Source organism: Kitasatospora sp. NPDC004272 (assembly GCF_053603035.1).
This window is the reverse complement of record NZ_JBSGET010000086.1, coordinates 1-18,546: the sequence shown is the minus strand read 5'-3', so window position 1 is coordinate 18,546 and position 18,546 is coordinate 1. Positions and strand designations below refer to the sequence as shown.

General features: G+C 73.8%; 17 protein-coding genes. 14 read left to right on the top strand and 3 right to left on the bottom strand.

What is annotated here, in order from left to right; translation table 11 throughout:
* Window positions 1-22 precede the first annotated feature (22 nt).
* The gene (locus tag ACWEO5_RS24625) at window positions 23-826 is read right to left on the bottom strand and encodes a DUF6348 family protein (protein WP_452164457.1); all 804 of its coding nucleotides are present in this window, start codon (window positions 824-826) and stop codon (window positions 23-25) included.
* 138 nt (window positions 827-964) lie between these two features.
* On the opposite strand from ACWEO5_RS24625, the gene ACWEO5_RS24620 reads away from it, so the two are divergent.
* Together ACWEO5_RS24620 and ACWEO5_RS24615 are read left to right on the top strand one after the other, a co-directional pair.
* Window positions 965-2,590: a WXG100-like domain-containing protein gene (locus ACWEO5_RS24620; protein ID WP_452164456.1), complete on the top strand. Its 1,626-nt coding sequence runs from the start codon at window positions 965-967 to the stop codon at window positions 2,588-2,590.
* A 176-nt stretch (window positions 2,591-2,766) separates the two neighbouring features.
* Window positions 2,767-3,291, top strand: a complete 525-nt coding sequence (locus ACWEO5_RS24615) for a hypothetical protein (RefSeq protein ID WP_452164455.1) — start codon at window positions 2,767-2,769, stop codon at window positions 3,289-3,291.
* 61 nt (window positions 3,292-3,352) lie between these two features.
* Here the strand turns inward: ACWEO5_RS24615 and ACWEO5_RS24610 are convergent, their stop codons facing one another.
* A complete protein-coding gene (locus ACWEO5_RS24610) occupies window positions 3,353-4,339 on the bottom strand; it encodes a patatin-like phospholipase family protein (protein WP_452164454.1) in 987 nt (328 codons plus the stop codon).
* A 227-nt stretch (window positions 4,340-4,566) separates the two neighbouring features.
* Here ACWEO5_RS24610 and ACWEO5_RS24605 point away from each other — a divergent pair, with 227 nt between their 5' ends.
* Together ACWEO5_RS24605 and ACWEO5_RS24600 are read left to right on the top strand one after the other, a co-directional pair.
* On the top strand, window positions 4,567-5,640 hold the full coding sequence (locus tag ACWEO5_RS24605) for an LPXTG cell wall anchor domain-containing protein (RefSeq protein ID WP_452164453.1): 1,074 nt from the start codon (window positions 4,567-4,569) through the stop codon (window positions 5,638-5,640).
* A 51-nt stretch (window positions 5,641-5,691) separates the two neighbouring features.
* On the top strand, window positions 5,692-6,297 hold the full coding sequence (locus ACWEO5_RS24600; RefSeq protein WP_452164452.1) for an SAM-dependent methyltransferase: 606 nt from the start codon (window positions 5,692-5,694) through the stop codon (window positions 6,295-6,297).
* 349 nt (window positions 6,298-6,646) lie between these two features.
* Here ACWEO5_RS24600 and ACWEO5_RS24595 read toward each other — a convergent pair whose 3' ends face one another.
* Window positions 6,647-7,159, bottom strand: a complete 513-nt coding sequence (locus ACWEO5_RS24595; RefSeq protein ID WP_452164451.1) for a CGNR zinc finger domain-containing protein — start codon at window positions 7,157-7,159, stop codon at window positions 6,647-6,649.
* A 217-nt stretch (window positions 7,160-7,376) separates the two neighbouring features.
* Here ACWEO5_RS24595 and ACWEO5_RS24590 point away from each other — a divergent pair, with 217 nt between their 5' ends.
* The 10 genes from ACWEO5_RS24590 to ACWEO5_RS24545 all read left to right on the top strand — a co-directional run bounded on the left by ACWEO5_RS24590 (window position 7,377) and on the right by ACWEO5_RS24545 (window position 18,471).
* Entirely contained in the window at window positions 7,377-8,588 is a 1,212-nt protein-coding gene (locus ACWEO5_RS24590; RefSeq protein ID WP_452164450.1) for an acyl-CoA dehydrogenase family protein, read from the top strand.
* 120 nt (window positions 8,589-8,708) lie between these two features.
* Entirely contained in the window at window positions 8,709-10,187 is a 1,479-nt protein-coding gene (locus ACWEO5_RS24585; RefSeq protein ID WP_452164449.1) for an MFS transporter, read from the top strand.
* A gap of 235 nt (window positions 10,188-10,422) precedes the next feature.
* Window positions 10,423-10,758, top strand: a complete 336-nt coding sequence (locus tag ACWEO5_RS24580) for a LysR family transcriptional regulator (RefSeq protein WP_452164448.1) — start codon at window positions 10,423-10,425, stop codon at window positions 10,756-10,758.
* Window positions 10,759-10,851: 93 nt separating this feature from the next.
* Window positions 10,852-11,379, top strand: a complete 528-nt coding sequence (locus tag ACWEO5_RS24575) for a flavin reductase family protein (RefSeq protein ID WP_452164447.1) — start codon at window positions 10,852-10,854, stop codon at window positions 11,377-11,379.
* 4 nt (window positions 11,380-11,383) lie between these two features.
* A complete protein-coding gene (locus tag ACWEO5_RS24570) occupies window positions 11,384-12,919 on the top strand; it encodes an FAD/NAD(P)-binding protein (RefSeq protein ID WP_452164446.1) in 1,536 nt (511 codons plus the stop codon).
* 96 nt (window positions 12,920-13,015) lie between these two features.
* A complete protein-coding gene (locus ACWEO5_RS24565) occupies window positions 13,016-13,822 on the top strand; it encodes a class II aldolase/adducin family protein (protein ID WP_452164445.1) in 807 nt (268 codons plus the stop codon).
* Window positions 13,823-13,827: 5 nt separating this feature from the next.
* Window positions 13,828-14,961 (top strand): prephenate dehydrogenase, encoded by a 1,134-nt coding sequence (locus ACWEO5_RS24560; RefSeq protein ID WP_452164469.1) that lies wholly within the window; start codon window positions 13,828-13,830, stop codon window positions 14,959-14,961.
* 155 nt (window positions 14,962-15,116) lie between these two features.
* Entirely contained in the window at window positions 15,117-16,112 is a 996-nt protein-coding gene (locus ACWEO5_RS24555) for an AraC family transcriptional regulator (protein ID WP_452164444.1), read from the top strand.
* Entirely contained in the window at window positions 16,109-16,861 is a 753-nt protein-coding gene (locus ACWEO5_RS24550) for a class I SAM-dependent methyltransferase (protein ID WP_452164443.1), read from the top strand. Before ACWEO5_RS24555 ends, ACWEO5_RS24550 begins: the two co-directional genes overlap by 4 nt.
* Entirely contained in the window at window positions 16,858-18,471 is a 1,614-nt protein-coding gene (locus tag ACWEO5_RS24545; protein WP_452164442.1) for an AMP-binding protein, read from the top strand. The genes ACWEO5_RS24550 and ACWEO5_RS24545 overlap by 4 nt, the downstream gene beginning before the upstream one ends.
* Window positions 18,472-18,546 lie beyond the last annotated feature (75 nt).

The following is an 18,546-nucleotide window of genomic DNA, read 5'->3' as shown; positions in this document are numbered from 1 at the left end:
CGGCTGCTCGTGCGGGCTGGCGCTACGTCCGCTCCGCCGCCCGGAGTCCGATCCCGGCCGGCGGCCGGGTCCCAGCCCGGCGGGCCAGCAGGACGAAGGTCCGGGCGTACGAGTCGCCCTCGGCAACCCGGGGCCAGTCCAGCGCGGCGAGGGCCGCGGAGGCCGCGGCGTGCGGCTCGCCGTGCACCAGCACCTCGGCGCTCTGCCCGCCCCCGCCGGCGCCGAACGAGACCTGCACGCCGATGAGTTGGTCCCGGCCGAGGTCCCCGCCCAGGGCGGGAGCGAGCGCGGGCAGCACCGGGTTGCGCACCAGCCAGTCCTGCACGTCGTGGAAGCGCTTGCCGGTGCCCCAGCCGACCACGCCGCCGTGGACGGCGTGCCAGCCGGGCAGGCCGTCCGGGTCGGACGGGTCCAGGTGGCCGGCGAACCGGCCGTTGTGGGCGACGAGTTCGATCAGCGCGGCGCCCGCGGTGGACGCCCACACCTCGACGCCCCGGCGCACCGGGTCCTGGTCCCCGCCGTCGGCGCCGCCGCCGTCGAGCACGGTGACCCGGTCCGGGACGGCGGTCTCCGGGCGGTCCCGGTCGACCAGGAACACCAGGTCGACCCGGTGCGGGTCGCCGTCCGGCGGGGCACCCAGCCGCACCGCCAACTCCCCGGGCCCGCGCACCTCTTCGCCCGCGACCCGCCACTGTTCGCCGTGCAGCGCGGACAGTTCGTCCGCCACCGCACCCAACACCGCCTGCGCGGAAGGCCGTTCCGCACTCCTGCCGGGCGCACCCGGGCCGGTGCCGGACCGGCCGCGCCACCATGATCCCCATGCCATGGCGCACACCGTAACGGCGCGGGGGTTCGCCCACAATGTGCCTGTACGGGGCCCGGACAGGTGGTCGATGACGTCCGCTATGTGTATCGTCGCACTGCGCGATCGGAGACTTACCGCGGGCAGCGACTGGGGGCGGCAATGGCGGTGGAACTACCGGCGGGGCTCAACCACCTCATCGGTCTGCTCGGGGTCCGCTTCCCGGGCGCCAACGAGGACGAACTGAACCAACTGGCCGACCAATTGGAGAAGTTCGCCGGCTCGCTGGACAGCGCCCAGATGACGGCGGACAAGGCGCTCACCCTGCTGCACGAGGTCTACCAGGGTGATTCGGCGGACCGGCTCTCGGAGCTGTGGAGCACCATCACCAAGTACTCCAAGACGATCACCGAGATCTGCCACACGGTGGCCAAGGTGCTGCGCGCCGCGGCCGTGGTGGTCGAGGTGGCCAAGACCCAGTCGATCACCCAGCTCTTCTCCATTCAGGCCCAGTTGGCGGCCGCCTCGTCCACCGGCCCGTGGAGCGCGGCGGCGGTGCTGCGGATGGGCCGCGAGATCATGAACCAGCTGCTGGAGGCGGCGGTCGGCAAGCTCGCGCAGACCATCACCCGGCCGATCGAGGACATGATCGTGAAGGCCGCGGAGAAGATCGCGCCCACCCCGGCCAGCAACTCCAACGGCCAGGGCTTCTCCATCGACCTCGCCCAACTCGCCGAGTGCGCAGCTGGGTTGCGCCGGGACGCGGACGACATCGAGACGAACGGCACCAGCTTCAAGCGGATCGTGCAGAGCCTGAAGATGGGGGAATCCGGCGACAAGTTCGGCAAGTTGGTGATCGAGGCGGCCGAGAAGGTGCTGCAGACCATCGCCGAGGACGTCCTGACCCGGATCCTCGCCTCGTTCCGCGACACCGCCGACAAGATGGACAAGATGGCGGGCAACCTCAACGAGAACGAGGAGAGCAACAGCACCGTCCTGAACAGCCTCACCTCCTTCGCGAGCGTCCCGCTCAGCCCGAACGCCACCCCCGGCGGCACGGCCTCCGCGCTGAACAGCCCACGCCTGGGCGGCGGGGACGCCGGACTCGCCGCGTTCGCCTCGCTGATGCCCAAGCTCGGCCCGCTCGGCTCCGGGAGCGGCGGCGGCCGGGGCAGCGGCACCAGCACCCTCGGCCTCAAGGAACCGTCCCTGCCCGGCAGTTCGCACGCCGCCGGTTCGGGCTCCGGCTCCGGCTCCGGCTCCGGTTCGGGCTCGGGCTCCACGGGCGGCGGAGCCGGCTCCCAGAGCGGCGGAGTGGGCTTCTCCACCCGGCTCGCGGTGCCGGGCAGCGGCTCCGGCAGCGCGAAGAGCAGCACCCGCCTGGAGACCCAGACCTCCGCCGAGGGGTCCGCCAACTCCAGCTCCTCGGGCAGCAGTTCGCCCTCCACCGTGACCAACTCGGCGAACCGATCGGTGCCGCCCGGCATGATGGGCGCGATGGCGATGGGCCACGGCGGCTACGGCCCGGTCGGCGGTTCCGCCATCCGCGGCGGCCAGCGCCGCAGCGGCAACCGGGTCAGCGCCGAGGACCCGAACGCCGCCGCCCACCCCGACGGCATCATCGCCGACGACCCCGCCACCATGTTCCCCGCCCTCCAACTGGGCCGGGTCTCCCCCGAGCGCAAGCCCACCTCCGAGCACGACGACCGCTACGACGACGACTTCGAGCTCGATCTCGACAGCGTCGAGGACATGGACGGCGTCAACGGCTTCGAGGCCGTCGACTGACCCGGGCGCCTCACCCCGAAGGCCCCGGCGGCTCCCACCAACGGCCCCCACTCTGTGAATTGACCGTGAACCGTAAACTTTTCCCGGTGGTGGTATGGACCACGAACGAAACAGGTGGCTAGGGTCGTAGCAGTCCGCGTTCGCGGCCGTGAGAACACCTGCGACGGGACGTGACCGTGGCCGAGACCCTACTGGCCCCCGAGTACGAGGCCGAACGGCTGGACGCCACCGCCGCCTGGGTCACCCGGCACCGGCCGCCCGGCAGCGGCGCCCTGGCCGAACTCGGCGCCGGCGACGGCGCGCTGACCGGACGGCTGCTGCGGGCCGGCTACACCGTGCACGCCGCCGAACCGGACCCGGCCCTGCGGGCCCGGCTGTGGGACCGGCTGCGCGGCCGGGCCCGGCTGCGGCTGAGCGGGGCCGACCTCGCCGCCCCGCCGCCCGTCCGCCGCCGCTTCGGGGCGGTGCTGCTGATCGACACCCTGCACGCCGGCCAGGACCTCGAACTCCTGCACGCCCTCCCCACCGACCTGCTGTTCGTCGCCCTGGCCCCCTCCGCCCTGGACGGACGGCTGCGCCCGTGGCTGTCCGCGCAACAGGGCTGGCTGCTGGTCGAGGAGATCGACCTGGCCGACCCGCTCCCCGCCCAGCGCACCCTCGCCCCGGGCAGCCGCGGCATCCTGCTCCGCCGGGCCGGCTGACCACCCGTCCTCCACCGTCCCCGCCGACCACCCCTCCCCCACCGGCCCCGCGCCCCGGGCGTCAGGGCAGCCGGGCGATCTGCTCCCCCATCGCCACCCGCCCGGCCTCCAGCGCGGCCCGCAGCAGCCCGGTGTCCCGGGCCAGCCGCCCGACCCTCGGGGCGTCCGGGCCGGGGCGGACGGAGAGCACCGCGGGGCCCTCCGCGGGCGCGTCGAGGTCGTGCCGGCCGAGCAGTTCCTCGTCGGCGAGCAGCCGCCCGGCCCGCCCCAGGTAGGAGTCGCGCAGCGCCCCCGGGTAGCGGCGCAGCACCGTCCGGGCCACCAGCCGGGAGCCGCGCGAGGGCCCGTCCGCCGGGTCCGCCGGGGCGGGGAGCGGGCCGCGCGAGCGCAGCACCAGGACGTGGGTGGCGCCCTGGGCGAGCGCGGTGCGGAACGGGACGGACTCGGCGAGCCCGGCGTCGTAGTAGTGGCTGCCGGCGAGTTCGACGGGCGGCCCGGCGAGCAGCGGCAGGGCGGCGCTGGCGCGCAGGGCGAGGCGCAGCCGGGCGGGGTCGGTGAGCAGCGGGTGGAGGTCGGTGGAGGCGCCGGTGCCGGTGTGGGTGGCGAGCGGGTGCAGGGTGGTGGGGTTGGCGAGGATGGCGTCGAAGTCCATCCGGGCCACGTGCGCGTAGAGGTGCTCGACCAGGTGGTGCAGGTCGACGACGGGGCGGCCGCGCAGCGGGTTGCCTGGGCGGACCATGGCCCGGGCGTACTCGGGGTCGGCCCAGCCGGCCAGCTGTCCGGCGTCGCCGCTGAGCAGCCACGCGCCGGTGAGCGCACCGGCGGAGGCGCCGTAGACGGCGTCGAACGCGGTGGTGAGCCCGGCCTCGTGGAGGGCGAGCGCCATGCCGCCGGAGATGATGCCGCGCATGCCGCCGCCCTCGACGGCGAGGGCGATCCGCAGGCTGTCGGTGCGCGCGCCGGGGCGGCTGCCGGTGCGCCGCCGTTCGGCGAGGGCGGCCAGGACGCGCTGCCGCGAACCCCGCGTCCCGAAGTCCTGCTGGTCCACGCCCTGCTCCCGTGCTCGTCCCGCGCTCCGCGTCCGGTGCGCACGGCCGCCGGGGCGGGGCGGTGCGTCCGGAACGCCCAGAAGTGTCGCACACGGACCCGGTGCGCCGTCCGGCCCCGGCCGCGCCGCACCACCGGGCGTGCCGCGCACCGGCCGCGCCGCGCCACCGGTGCGCCACCGGGCGTGCCGCGCCCCGGCCGCACCTTTCGCCCTGTTATGTGTGGTCGATGCCCCTCATCAACCGCGCGCCCCGGCTGCGCGCCGCCACCGCCGTCCTCGCCGCCACCGGCGCCGTCGCGGCGGTCGCCCTGCTCCCCTCCGCGCGCCCCGCGGCCGCCGCGCCGGGGGACCTGGCCAGTGCGACGCTGGTGCAGCTCACCAACCAGGACGTCCCCGCGATCGGCCTGTCGGCGTACCACGGCGCGTACGGCACCGCGCGTTCCACCACGGTGCCCGACACCGACGTGGCGGACTTCTCCTCGGACCCGGACGGGATGCTGTCCCGGATCACCGTCGCCACCAGGACCACGCAGACCGCCACCGACCCGTCCGAGTACTTCGCGCAGGCCCAACTCACCAACCTGGTGGTGTGGTTCAACTCCACCGAGCTCATCCACTACGGCCCGATCGAGGCCGGTTCGGTGGCCTCCCTGGACTCCTACGCCGAGTGCGTCCCGCCGCCGGTCGGCCCGTTCGCGCTGGCCTACAACCACACCGACGGGGACGAGGTGACCGTCCTCGGCCGCCGGGTCCCGGTCGGCACCACCCGGCTGCAGATCACCGGCGCGGACCTCGGCCTGCCGGCCACCATCGGCCCGTCCACGCTGGACGTCACGGTGACCCAGCACGCCGATCCGGCCGTGCAGAGCCGCCAGTACACCGGGGACGCCTGGCTGGACGTCGACATCTCGGGCACCTTCAACAACCCGCAGGGCCAGCGGCTGTACACCGGCCAGGTCACCCGCGCCCGCCTCGGCGAGGTCCACGTCACCTGCCCGAACGCCAGCCCCAGCCCCTCCCCCAGCCCCTCCCCCAGCCCGTCCCCCTCGCCCAGCCCGAGCCCGCACCCGACCATGTCCGAGGAACCCGGCCCGAGCCCGACGCCCACCCCGACGCCGACCCCCACCCCGATCCCGACGCCGACCCCCACCCCGGTCCCGACGCCCGAGTCCACCGGTCCGACCCCCGTCCCGCTGCCGGACACCGGCGCCGACGGCAACGCCCTCGCCCTGGGCGCCACCGCGCTGGGCCTGTGCGCCCTGGGCGCCGGAGCGCTGCTGCACTCCCGCCGCCGGCACTGAACTTCCGCCGCACGCCCATGACTTCACCCTCCGCCACGCTAGCGTGACCGCATGTCCACCCTCGGAACCTCCTCCTACGCCGCCCACGCCGCCGCCCTGCCCGAACCCGTCGCCCGGGCCGTCGAACTGGCCACCCGCCGGGGATTCGCCCAGTCCTGCCGCCCGGAACACGGACGCCTGCTGCAGGCCCTCGCGGCGGGCGCGGGCCCGGCCGGGGGAATCGGCGAGACCGGCACCGGCTGCGGCGTCGGCCTGGGCTGGCTGATCGCCGGCCGGCGCCCGGGCGTCCCCCTGGTGAGCGTCGAACGGGAGGTCGAACTCGTGCACGCGGTACGGGAGTTGTTCGCCGACGTGGCCGACCTGGAGGTCCTGCACGGCGACTGGACGACGATCCACCGGCACGGCCCGTTCGACCTGCTGGTGCTGGACGGCGGCGGCAACGGCAAGCAGACCGCGGCCGCCGACCCGCAGCGCCTGCTCACCCCCGGCGGCACCCTGGTGGTCGACGACCTCACCCCCCTCACCGCCTGGCCGCCCACCCACGGCGGCGCCCCCGACACCGGCCGCACCGTCTGGTACGACCACCCCGCCCTGCTCACCACCGAGATCCGCCTCGCCCCCGACCTGTCCACCCTGCTCGCCACCCGCCGCCCCTGACCGGCCCGCCCTCCCGTCCCCTCAGGTCAGCGCCGTTGGCGTCGCGCTCCCGCCGCAGACATGCGGGACGCCACACGCGCCGGGACCGGCTCCCCACCCTCCCCGACGGCCTCCGGGACCGCGAGGGCGTCGCCGTGGACACCCGCACCCGCTTCTTCGACCCCACCCACCACTCGACCTTGCTCAGCCAGTCGGCGGTCCGCCCGACTGAACACCCGCACCCGCTTCTTCGACCCCACCCACCACGGCAGGGTCGCCCGCGCCGCCGGCCACACCGGCCTCGGCGCCGCCCGCTTCGGCGCCGAGCTCATGCTCGACCTCCTCGCCGGGACACCCTCCTGACGGCCGGTCAGTCTGCGCGACCGGCCACCCGGCGGTAGTGCCGGCGGGCCTTCAGGCGGTTGCCGCAGGCCGACATCGAGCACCAGAGGCGGGCATTGGCCCGGCTGCGGTCGAGCAGGAAGAGCCCGCACTCCTCGTTGGCGCACGGCCGCAGCCGGCCCGGCAGCGATTCGGCCAGCCGGGACCAGGCGAGCACGCAGCGCACCCCGAACGGCTCGGCCGGGCCGGTGTGCAGTTCCCAGCGCACGCCCGCGGGTTCGACCACCGGGGTGCGGCTGACACCGGCCAGCAGCGGCTGCAGCGTCTCGGCCCGGGCCCGGCCGCGCAGGACGGCGGTGATCGCGTCCCTGACCCGGCGGGCGGCGGCGGCGTCGGCGGGAGAGTCGGGCAGGCCGTGCGCGCCCAGCCACCGTGCACCGGCGGCGCCCGCCAGGCGGTCGTTCGCGACCCCGTTGACGATCGGGCGGGTGTTGAGCAGATCGAGCAGCAGCTCCGCATCCTCTACAACCACACTGGCCATGTTGACAGGTTAGCACGGGGTGGTGTTCGCTGGCCTTATAACCATAATGAGGCATCAATCTGGTTAGGGGCAGGAGCGTGCGCGATCACACCACAGTGGGTGCGCGTTCGGCCGAAAAGCAGCCCGGCGGCCTGGCTAGCGTGACGGTCGTCGACGCCGGACAGGGCGCGGCGCGACGAGACCACCGACACGCCCGACCGGACCTGGAAGGTGTGGCATGACCGTTACGCAGACTCTGCAGGTGCCCGCGGGCACGGAGACCGGCGAGCTCTCCGGCGAGGAGATCCTGGCCAGGGCCGAGGCCGCGGCGCCGCTGTTGCGCAAGCGTTCCGAGGAGATCGAGCGGGAGCGCCGGCTGCCGGCCGACGTGGTGGAACTGGTGCGCGGGACCGGCGCGTTCCGGGTGGCGATGCCCAAGTCGCTGGGCGGGCCGGAGATGTCCTTCGCCGACCAGTGCCGGGTGGTCGAGGCGCTCTCGACCGGTGACGCCGCGGCCGGCTGGTGCGCGATGATCGGGATGGACACCTGGGTGTACGCCCGGTGCCTGCCCGAGTCGGTCGAGCGGTCCATCGTCGGCTCGCCCGACCTGATCACCGCCGGGATGATCTTCCCGTCCGGCACCGCCGAGCGGGTGCCCGGCGGCTACCGGGTGAACGGGCGCTGGCAGTTCGGCAGCGGCGTCACCCACGCCGACTGGCTGGTCGGCGGCCTGCTGGTGACCCGGGACGGCAAGCCCGAGCCCGGCCCGGACGGCGAGCCGGTGCACTGGCTGGTCGTGATGGGCCGGCCGGACGAGTTCGAGATCATCGACACCTGGTACACCACCGGCCTGGCCGGCAGCGGCAGCCGGGACTACCGGGCGACCGACCTGTTCGTCCCGGAGGAGCACACCTTCCGGTTCGGCCACTCGCGCGGCACCGGTCCGCTGACCGTCCAGGACGCGATCCTCGGCAACGTCCCCGGCGTGCCGCTGGGCGTGGCCCGGGCCGTCATCGACCACGTGCGGGAGCTGGCCGCCACCAAGCTGGAGCGGGTCACCGAAGTGCCGTGGGGCCAGAGCTACCGGATCCAGACGGCCGTCGCCGAGGCGGAGATGAGCCTCTCGGTGGCCCGGGACGCGGTCTACGCCAGCCTGGACCGGCAGTGGGAGCGGCTGCGGGCCGGGATCGAGCCGACCGAGGAGGAGCAGGTCTCCAACGCCCTGACCCGGGTCAACGCCTTCCGCACCGCCCGCTCGATCGCGATCCGGATGGCCGACCTGGTCGGCACCGCCGCGATCTACCGCAGTTCGCCGCTCGACCGCTGGGTCCGCGACCTGCACACCATGTGCCAGCACATCCTGGCCCAGGACCAGATCCTGCAGTCCGCCGGCGCGCACCTGCTCGGCGGCACCCCGCTGGCCCCGTTCCCGCTGGGGCTGCGGGGCTGACCCGGACGCGGCCGGCGCCCGTTCCTCCGTCCGCTCCACGGCGCGGGCGGAGGGACGTCGGGGCGTCCGGCCCCCGGACCGCACCGACCCGAACGACCCACCGAAGAGACGGGAAAGTTGATGTCAACCTCAAGCGAAGTCACGGCCGGCGGCGAGGTCGCCGACCCGGCGTCCGCGGACGCCGCCACCACGTGGGGATTCCGCCAGTGGGGCATGCTCATCGCGGTCTGCGGCGCGATGTTCCTGGACGCGCTGGACAACATCATGGTCGGCATCGCGGTGCCGCCGATCAAGGCCGACCTGGACATGTCGACCGCCTCCGTGCAGTGGGTGGTCAGCTCCTACGTGCTCGGCTTCGGCGGCTTCCTGCTGCTCGGCGGCCGGACGGCCGACCTGCTCGGCCGACGGCGGGTCTTCCTCGCGGCGGTCTCGGTCTTCGCCGTGGGCTCGCTGGTCGGCGGCGTGGCCAATGACGGCACGCTGCTGATCGTGGCCCGCTTCATCATGGGCGTCGGCGCGGCCTTCACCGCCCCGGCCAGCCTCTCGATCATCGTCACCACCTTCGCCGAGGGCCCGCAGCGCAACCGGGCGCTCGGCATCTACACCGCCTGCGGTGCGGTCGGCTACTCGACCGGTGTGATCATCGGCGGCCTGCTCACCCAGGTCGACTGGCGGTGGACCTTCTTCCTGCCGGTCGTGGTGGCGCTGGTGGTGCTGGCCGCGGGCATCACCCTGGTGCCCAAGGACCAGCCGGGCGGCGGCTCCGCGGCGCCGCGCGACTACGACCTGGTCGGCGCGGTGAGCATCACCGCCGCGATGCTGCTGCTCGTCTACACCGTCGTCGACGCGCCGGCCAAGGGCTGGACCTCCGGCCGGACCCTCGGGCAGTTCGCCGGCTTCCTGGTGCTGCTCGCGGTCTTCGTCGCGGCCGAGCGCCGGGCGGCCAGCCCGCTGCTCCGGCTCGGCCTGCTGCGCAACCGCTCGCTGGTCGGGGCGAGCCTGGCCGCTGCCGCGATCCTCGGCACCTACATGAGCTTCCAGTTCATCGGCGGGCTGTACATGCAGTCGCTGCGCGGCTGGTCGCCGATCGAGATGGCCTTCGGCTTCCTGCCGATCGGCCTGTTGATCATGACCATCGCGCCGCGGATCGGCCGGGCCGTCTCGAAGTTCGGCCCGATCTGGATGATCTTCGCCGGCTTCGTCGCCTACACCCTCTCCTACGTGCTGTTCTGGGGCATCGGCGAAAGCTCCTCCTACTGGACGGCGATCCTGCCGAGCGTGGTGCTGATCGGCATCGCCTTCCCGTTCTCCTTCCCCGCCGCGAACGTGCAGGCGACCGCCGGAGTGGCGGACGAGGAGCAGGGCCTCGCCGCCGGCGTGCTGCAGACCGGCTACCAGGTCGGCGCCGCGGTGGTGCTCGCGGTGGTCACCGCCACCATGGCGGGCGGCGGCGACGACTCGCAGACCCACGGGCAACTGCTCCACCACTACCACACCGGCATGTACGTGGTCACTGGCATTTCCGCCGTCACCATGCTTATCGCGCTGATTGCCGGAGTTCGCGGCAATGCCCGCCGCCGGGCCCTCGCCTCCCACTGACCGGAACACGCACCCACCTGCCGCCCTGTCCTCCCGCACCGCGGGGGGACAGGGCATTTTTATTCCTATTGATCACCGGGGTCGGATCGATTCCTGGTGCTTCATCCATTTATGTCGGAGTCCGCAAGTTAGCCAACCTTTATCGGCATCTTCGATCAACCGTTGCCCTGCGGCCTGCACCTTTGTTTCGATCTGCTGCAACCGCGTCCCGCGGGTCGAGGAGAAGGAGCCTGTCGTGCATCTTCAGCAATTACGTGCCTTTTGCGAAGTGGCGGCCGAGTTGAGCTTCACCAGCGCCGCGCGCAACCTCAACTACGCCCAGTCCAGCGTGACCGCCCAGATCCAGAACCTGGAGGACACCGTCGGGGTGTCGCTCTTCGACCGGAGCGGGCGAAGGGTCGCGCTCACCGAGGCGGGCCGGCGGCTGCTGCCGCACGCCGAGCGCATCATCACCGCGATCGAGGAGGCCCGCCTGGATATCGCCGCCCTCCACGCCCGGAACTTCTCCGGATTCCCGATCGCACCGGTCCGGCAAAGAGCTCAAAGGATCGCCTTCAGAGGAGTCGCCTGACATTTCGGCCGCCGCCGGGCGGGTCGCGGATCGACAATTCCCGGTGCGCACCGAGGGAAATCCCCGGCCGCGTCGATCGGTAACGTCTGGCACATGGAAAAGACGAAACCAGAGCGACCGGCCGGGGCAGGCGATCTGCGCGAGGTGATGCGCAATTTCGCCACAGGGGTCTGCGTCGTCTCCACCTATTCGGACCGGGCGCCCGGTCGGCGCCACCACGCATTCACCGCCAATTCCCTCACCTCCGTCTCGCTCGATCCGCCACTGGTCTCGCTGAGCATCCGGGGCGACTCCAGTTTCCTGGCCGACCTGATGGAGTCCCGGGTCTGGGGCATCTCGATCCTGGACGCCGACTCCGAGCGACTGGCCCGGGCCTTCGCCCGGTCCAGGCAGCAGCGCGACGAGGCCCTCGGACAGGTACCCACCGTGCCGGGCGAGCGGACCGGCGCCCTGCTCTTCGACGCCCCGGCCTGGATGGAGTGCCGCTACCGCGACCACCTGGTGGCCGGCGATCACGTGATGGTCATCGGCGAGGTGGTCGCACTGGGCGTGCGCAGGGCCGGCGCTCCGCTGATCTTCCTGCAGGGGGCGTTCCACCGGTTCGAGCACGAGCGGGTGTGACCCGATGAGCGCTGGAATCTCGATCGGCGTCGTCGGTGGCGGCGCGTCCGCGGTCTGCCTGATCGACGCGGTGGCCCGACTGGACGGGCCGCCCGGCAGCCTGACGGTCTTCGAACCGTCCGCGCACCTCTGGCGCGGGCGTGCCTACCAGGTCGACGCACCGGCTCTCAAGGTCAACGCGCTGCCCGACGACATGTCGGTGCGGGCCGGCGACCTCGGCCACTTCGAGCGCTGGCTGGCCGACCGCGACCGGGTGCTGGGCCGCCGGGACGGCATCGACCCGCGCTCGGGCGCCCGGTTCGTCTCCCGCAGCGTCTACGGCCAGTACCTGGAGCACTCCGCGCACACCGCGCTCACCACCCTGCGGCAGCGCGGCTGGCGGATCGACCTGGTCGGCTCGGCGGTCACCGCCGCCCGGCGCACCGCCGAGCGGGTCCTGCTGCACACCGGGCACGGCGCTGCCCGGGCCTTCGACTACGTGGTGCTCTGCGTGGGCGGCGACGGCCCCAAGGACGTCTTCGGCCTGCGCGGCGCGCCGGGCTTCGTCCAGGACCCCTACCCGGTCGCGGACACCCTGCGGGAGGTCGATCCGCAGGAGCGGATCGCGGTGATCGGCAGCGGCCTGACCGCCGTCGACCTGGTGCTCGCGCTCGACGCGCAGGGCCACCGGGGCCCGATCAGCCTGCTCTCGCGCCGCGGCGTGCTGCCCGGCGTCCGGCAGCGGTACGTCCCGTTCGAGCTGGAGCACATCACGCCCGAGCGGATGCGGGCGCTGGCCCGGGTCCGGCGCGAGGTCCCGCTGCCCGAGATCGTCGAGATCGTGCGGGCCGAGCTCCGCGACGCCGGCGCGGCCCTGGACGCCGTGCTGCCGGAGATCACCCGGATCGACCAGGAGGACCCGGTGGCCCGGCTGCGCCGGCAGCTGGCCGACGTGAACTCCCCGGACCTGGGCCTGCGGATCCTGCAGCGCGCGGTGCCGGAGACCGGCCCGGACATCTGGCCGCTGCTGCCGGAGCGGGACAGGGAGCACGTGCTCCGGCACCACTACCGCACCGTCATGAGCCTGTGCTGCCCGATGCCGCCGAGCAGCGCGGCGGTGCTGCTGGAGCTGGTGGACGCCGGCCGGCTGGAGGTCCGCTCCGGCCTGCGGACCGTCGGGGCCCGCCCGTCCGGCGGCTTCGAGGTGGTCACCGAGGGCTCGGCCTTCCGGGTCGACCGGGTGCTCAACGCGGTGAACGCCGCCGAGGACAGGATCCCGACCGGGGCCGCCGGGCTGGTCGCCTCGCTGACCGCCGGCCGGGCGGCCGTGCGGCACCGGCACGGCGGACTGGACGTCGTCCGCGCCACCAGCCGGATGGTGGTGGACGGCGAGACCGACGCCCGGCTCTACGGGCTCGGGAACATCACCTCCGGCTCGCTCTTCTTCACCTTCGGCGTGCCCTCGCTGGTGGACCGCGCGGTGGACATCGCCGAGGCCGTCCACGAGCACGCGCAGGGCGTCCGGGACGCCCGCGCGCAGGGCCTGCTGCTGCGGGCCTGAACCGCCGCACCCCACGGCCCCGCACCGATCCCCGTCGCACCGCACCGATCCGCACCGATCCACACCGATCCGATCCGATCCGCACCGAGGAGTGCCATGACCAGCACCGCCGAGCCCGCCGCCTACCTGGCGGACACCAGTACCGGCCTGCCGATCCCCACCGAGCCCGTCTTCGCCACCCACGAGGAGACCCGCCGCCACCGCAAGCAGCGCCTCGCCGCCGCCCTGCGCCTGTTCGGCAAGTACGGCTTCGGGGAGGGCATCTCGGGCCACATCTCGGTCCGCGACCCCGAGTACCCGGACCAGTTCTGGGTCAACCCGTTCGGCGTCTCCTTCAACCGGGTCAAGGTGGCCGACCTGATCGCCGTGGACTCCGGCGGCCGGGTGGTGCGGGGCAGGCACCGGGTCAACCCGAGCGCCTTCGTGATCCACTCGCAGATCCACGAGCTGCACCCCGGCGCCACCGCCGCCGCGCACGGCCACACCGCGCACTCCCGGGCACTCGGCGCCCTCGGCCGGCTGCTGGAGCCGATCGACCAGGAGTCCTGCGCCTTCTATGGCCGCCAGGTGCTCTACCGGGACTACGAGGGCCCCTCGGTCTCGCTGGCCCAGGGCCGCGACATCGCGGAGAAGCTCGGCGACAACCGCGCCATCCTGCTCCGCCACCACGGGTTGATCACCGTCGGCGGCTCGCTGGACGAGGCCGTGCACTGGTTCTTCACCTATGACAGCTGCGCGCAGGTCCAGCTGCTGGCCCGGGCGGCGGGCACCCCGGAGGCGTTCAGCCACGAGCAGGCACTGGCCGCCGGCGCCGGCTTCGGCGACGAGCAACTGGGCTGGTTCAGCTTCCAGTTGCTCTGGGACGAGATCACCGCCGAGCAGCCCGACCTGTTGGAGGAGTAGTCATGATCCGCTCTGCGGCCGTGATCGGCACCGGCCTGATCGGCACCTCGGTCGGCCTCGCGCTCTCCCGGCGCGGCGTCCGGGTGCACCTGCTGGACAACGACGAGTCGGCGGTCCGCACCGCCGCCGTGCTGGGCGCGGGGGTGACCACCCGGCCCGCCGAACCGGTGGACGTGGCGGTGCTCGCCGTGCCGCCCGGGCAGATCGGCGTGGTGCTGGCCGAGCAGCAGGCCAGGCGGCTGGCGCACTGCTACACCGACGTGGGCAGCGTGAAGGCCGGCCCCGAGCGGGACGTGCTGGCGCTCGCCGCCGACCCGACCAGCTACCTGGGCGGCCACCCGATGGCCGGCAAGGAGCGCTCCGGCCCGCTGGCCGCCACGGCCACCCTGTTCGAGGGGCGTTCCTGGGTGCTGACGCCCCGTTCGGACACCAACAGCGAGACGCTCAACCGGGTGCTCGAACTGGTGACGCTCTGCGGAGGAGTGCCGGTGATCATGGAGAGCACCGCGCACGACCGGGCCGTCGCCCTGGTCTCGCACACCCCGCACCTGGTCTCCGCGCTGATGGCAGCCCGGCTGCGGCACATGCCGGACGCCGCCGCCCGGCTGGCCGGGCAGGGCCTGCGGGACGTCACCCGGATCGCGGGCAGCGACCCCCGGCTCTGGGTGGACATCCTGGAGGGCAACGCCACCGCCGTCGCCGACGTGCTGGACGACCTCGCGGAGGACCTCGCCGTGGCGGTCGGCGCGCTGCGCGAACTGGCCCGGGAGGCCGCCGAGGAGCGGGCCCAGGGCACGACCACGATGGCCGACCTGCTGGTGCGCGGCAACCAGGGCCGGTCCCGGATCCCCGGCAAGCACGGGGACGCGCCGGCCGACTGCGTCCCGGTGCACGTGCTGATCGGCGACGCTCCCGGCGAGCTGGCCCGGCTGCTCGCGGTGGTCTCCGAACTCGGCGTCAACGTCGAGGACATGGCCATCGAGCACTCCACCGGGCGGCCCAGCGGCCGGGTCGAGCTGCAGGTCTCGCCGGCCGCCGCGCCGGTGCTCGCCGAGCGGCTGCAGGAGCGCGGCTGGACCGTCCAGCCGGGCGAGGAGTCGGACGCGTCGGCACCGGAGGGACTCGTCAACAGCTGGTGAGGCCGCCGGTCCGCCGCGGGCGGCCGGGCGCGCCTTACCGCCGTCCGGCCGCCCGGGTTCCGAATGGAAGGTTTCGATGACTGTGGCAAATGCGGATGTCTCCGTGTTCAAGTTGTTCGACCCGGCGGGTACCGATTTCGAAGGGAATATGGATGATGCCCACGGATCTCCTGAACCTCCGTCAGTCGATAGGCACCGAAGCGGATTCGGATCAGCCGGCCGGTTCGGCGCAGATCACCCGCAACGGTGACGAGGATTTCCGGGGCACCCTCGCGAGACGGGCGTTCGGGGCGGTGCGGGTCTCCTACGCCGCCGGCGGTCCGCACGAGCTGATCCGGCCCCATCGGGCCGCCGACCCCGCCGAGACCGGCTGGCTGCGGCTGGTCCGCCCGCTCTCCGGCGAGCTCTGGGTGTTCCAGGACGGCCGCCACGTCGCGGTGCGCAGCCCGCAACTGGTCTGCTTCGACAGCACCCGCCCCTACAAGGTGATCACGCTGGAACGGTTCAGCCTGGTGCAGGCGCTGCTGCCGCACAGCCTGGTCGGGCTGACGCCCAGGGACGCCGCGTCGCTGACCGCGCGCTCCTGGGACGGCGGCCAGGGGCTGGCCGCGCTCACCGCCGACCTGCTGGCCGGCGTGGGACGGCACTGGCCGGACATCGACACGGCCGAGGACCTGCTCGGCAACAGCATCGTCGGCCTGGCCGCCGCGCTGTTCAGCGAGCGGCTGCGGGCCACCGCGGCGGCGGACACCCAGGTGGCCAAGCAGGCGCTGATGCTGCGGGTCCAGGCCTTCGTCCGGGAGCAGTTGGCCGACCCCGACCTCAGCCCGGCGCTGCTCGCCGAGCGCTACCACGTGTCGCTGCGCTACCTGCAGAAGACGTTCCAGGACCACGGCACCAGCCCGGCGCGCTGGATCCGGGACGAGCGGCTGGCCCGCTGCCGGGCCGAACTCGCCGATCCCGCCCGCGACCACCTGCCGGTCGCGGTGATCGGCGAGCGCAACGGGCTCTACGGCGCCTCGCACTTCAGCCGGCTCTTCCGCAACCGCTACGGCATCACTCCGCGCGACTTCCGCAAGCGGCGCAAGGCGGGCCCGTCCGCCGGCGCCGGCACACCGTTCGTCCCGTCGACCGAGAAGGTGACACGTTGAACAGCTTCGAATTCCCGGGCCGCTACTACGAGGCGATGCGCGGCGGCTTCCGCGACCTCGCCGGGGAGACCGAGTTCCTCGCCGCGCACGCACCGGCCGGCGGGCGGGTGCTCGACCTCGGCTGCGGCACCGGCACCAACCTGCGCGCCCTGGCCGCCCGCGGCTACCGGGGCGTCGGGGTGGACCAGAGCGCCGCCTTCGTCGACCACGCCCGCCAGGCCGGCGGCACGGGCCTGGCGTACGTCCACGGCCGGGCCGAGGAGTTCACCACCGAGGACCGCTTCGACCTGGTCTACAGCCTCTTCATGACCCTCAACTACCTGCCGCGGGCCGAGCTCCGCCCGCTGCTGCGCACCGTGCGCGGCCTGCTGCGCCCCGGCGGCAAGGTGGTGCTGGAGTTCGGCCACCTGCTCAACTTCGTGGACGCCTACCAGCCGTACACGATCGCCCACCACCGCACCGGGGAGCTGCTGATCACCCGGCTGGTCCGGCAGTCGATCAACGCCCACGCGGCGAACTGGCGCAACGAGGAGACCCTGCTGGTCCGGGAGGCCGACGGCCGGGTGGCGATGTACGACAACTTCTTCGACCAGGCCGTACTGACCGGGCCCGAGGTCCGCGAGCTGCTCGCCGAGGCGGGCCTGGTGGTCACCGCCGAGTACGGCGGCTTCCGGAAGGAGCCCGCGCCGTTCCACGGGCGCGGCCCGCTGGTCCTGGTCGCCGCCGCCGCCGAGGAGGCGGCGGCATGACCGGCTCGCTGCTCGACGGCGGCCCCGCCGTCCCACCCGGCCTGGACACCCTCGGCGAGGCGCTGCTGCGCGCCGCCCGCTCCGACGGCCCGGAGGGGATCCAGTTCGTTCACCAGGACGGCACCGAATCCTCCCTGGGCTACCGGGAGTTGCTCGACAACGCGGCGCGGATCCTGGCCGGCCTGCGGGCCGGCGGGGCCCGGCCGGGCCAGACGGTGGTGCTGCAGGTCGGCCGGGACCCCGAACTGCTCGCCGCGTTCTGGGCCTGCGTGCTGGGCGGCTTCGTGCCGATGCCAGTCAGCGCGGCGGCAGCCGACGCGCCGTCGCTGCTGCACCGGGTCTGGCAGGGGTACGGCCGGCCCTGGGTGGTCACCGGAAGCGGCCAGCCGGTCGCCGCGGAGACCGTCGCCGACCCGGGCTGGGCCGGTGCACTGCTCGGTGACACCCGCGCGCTGCTCGGCCACGCCCCCGACCGGTCCTGGCACCGGGCGGCCCCGGAGGACACCGCGGTGCTGCTGCTGACCTCCGGCAGCACCGGCGTGCCCAAGGCGGTGGTGCTCACCCACCGCAACATCCTGAGCCGCAGTGCCGCCACCGCGCTGGCCAACCGCCTGGGCCGGGCCACCCGGAGCTTTAACTGGATGGCGCTGGACCACGTCGGCGGCCTGGTGATGTTCCACGTCCGGGACGTCTTCCTCGGCTGCCACCAGGTGCACGCGCGCACCGCGTGGGTGCTCGCCGACCCGCTGCGCTGGCTGGACGCGGTCCACCGCCACCGGATCGACACCACCTGGGCGCCCAACTTCGCGTTCGGCCTGATCAACGACCGGGCCGAACGGTTGGCCGGGCGCGACTGGGACCTGAGCTGCCTGCGCTACATCATGAACGGCGGGGAGGCGATCCGCGGCCGGGTGGTCCGCCGGTTCCTGGAGCTGCTGGCACCGTTCGGGCTGCCCGGGGACGCGATGCACCCGGGCTGGGGCATGTCGGAGACCTCGGCGGGCGTGGTGGACTGCGAGTTCACCGCCGTCACCGCGGCCGGCGCCGACGACCGCCACGTCCCGGCCGGCCGCCCGCAGCCGGGCACCGCGGTGCGGGTGGTGGACGACGCGGGCGAACCGGTCCCGGAGGGCACGCTGGGCCGGCTGCAGGCGGGCGGGGCGTCGATCACCGGCGGCTACTTCCGGAACCCGGCGCAGAACCGGCAGTCCTTCACCCCGGACGGCTGGTTCAAGACCGGCGACCTGGCCCGGATCGAGGGCGGCGTCCTGACCGTCACCGGCCGGGCCGACGACCTCATCCAGCTCGGCGAGGTGACCTGCTACGGGCACGAGATCGAGGCGGCCGTCGAGGAACTCGACTTCGTGGAGCCCTCGTTCACCGTCGCCTGCCTGGTCGACGACGACCAGCTGGCGGTCTTCTACCACCCCCGCGCCGTCGCGCCCGGCGGCGACCCGGCCCGGGCGGTCCGGGCCCGGGTCGCCGAGCGGCTGGGCGTCGAGCCGACCCACGTCCTGGCGGTGGCCCGCGAGGAGATCCCGAAGACCGGCATCGGCAAGCTGCGCCGGGCCCAGCTCCGGGACCGCTTCGAGGCGCTGCGGACGGCCTGACCCGTCGGCGGCCGGGGCAACGCGAACTCCCGGTCGAGGGCGTCCAGTTCCACCCGGAGTCGGTGCTCACCGAGG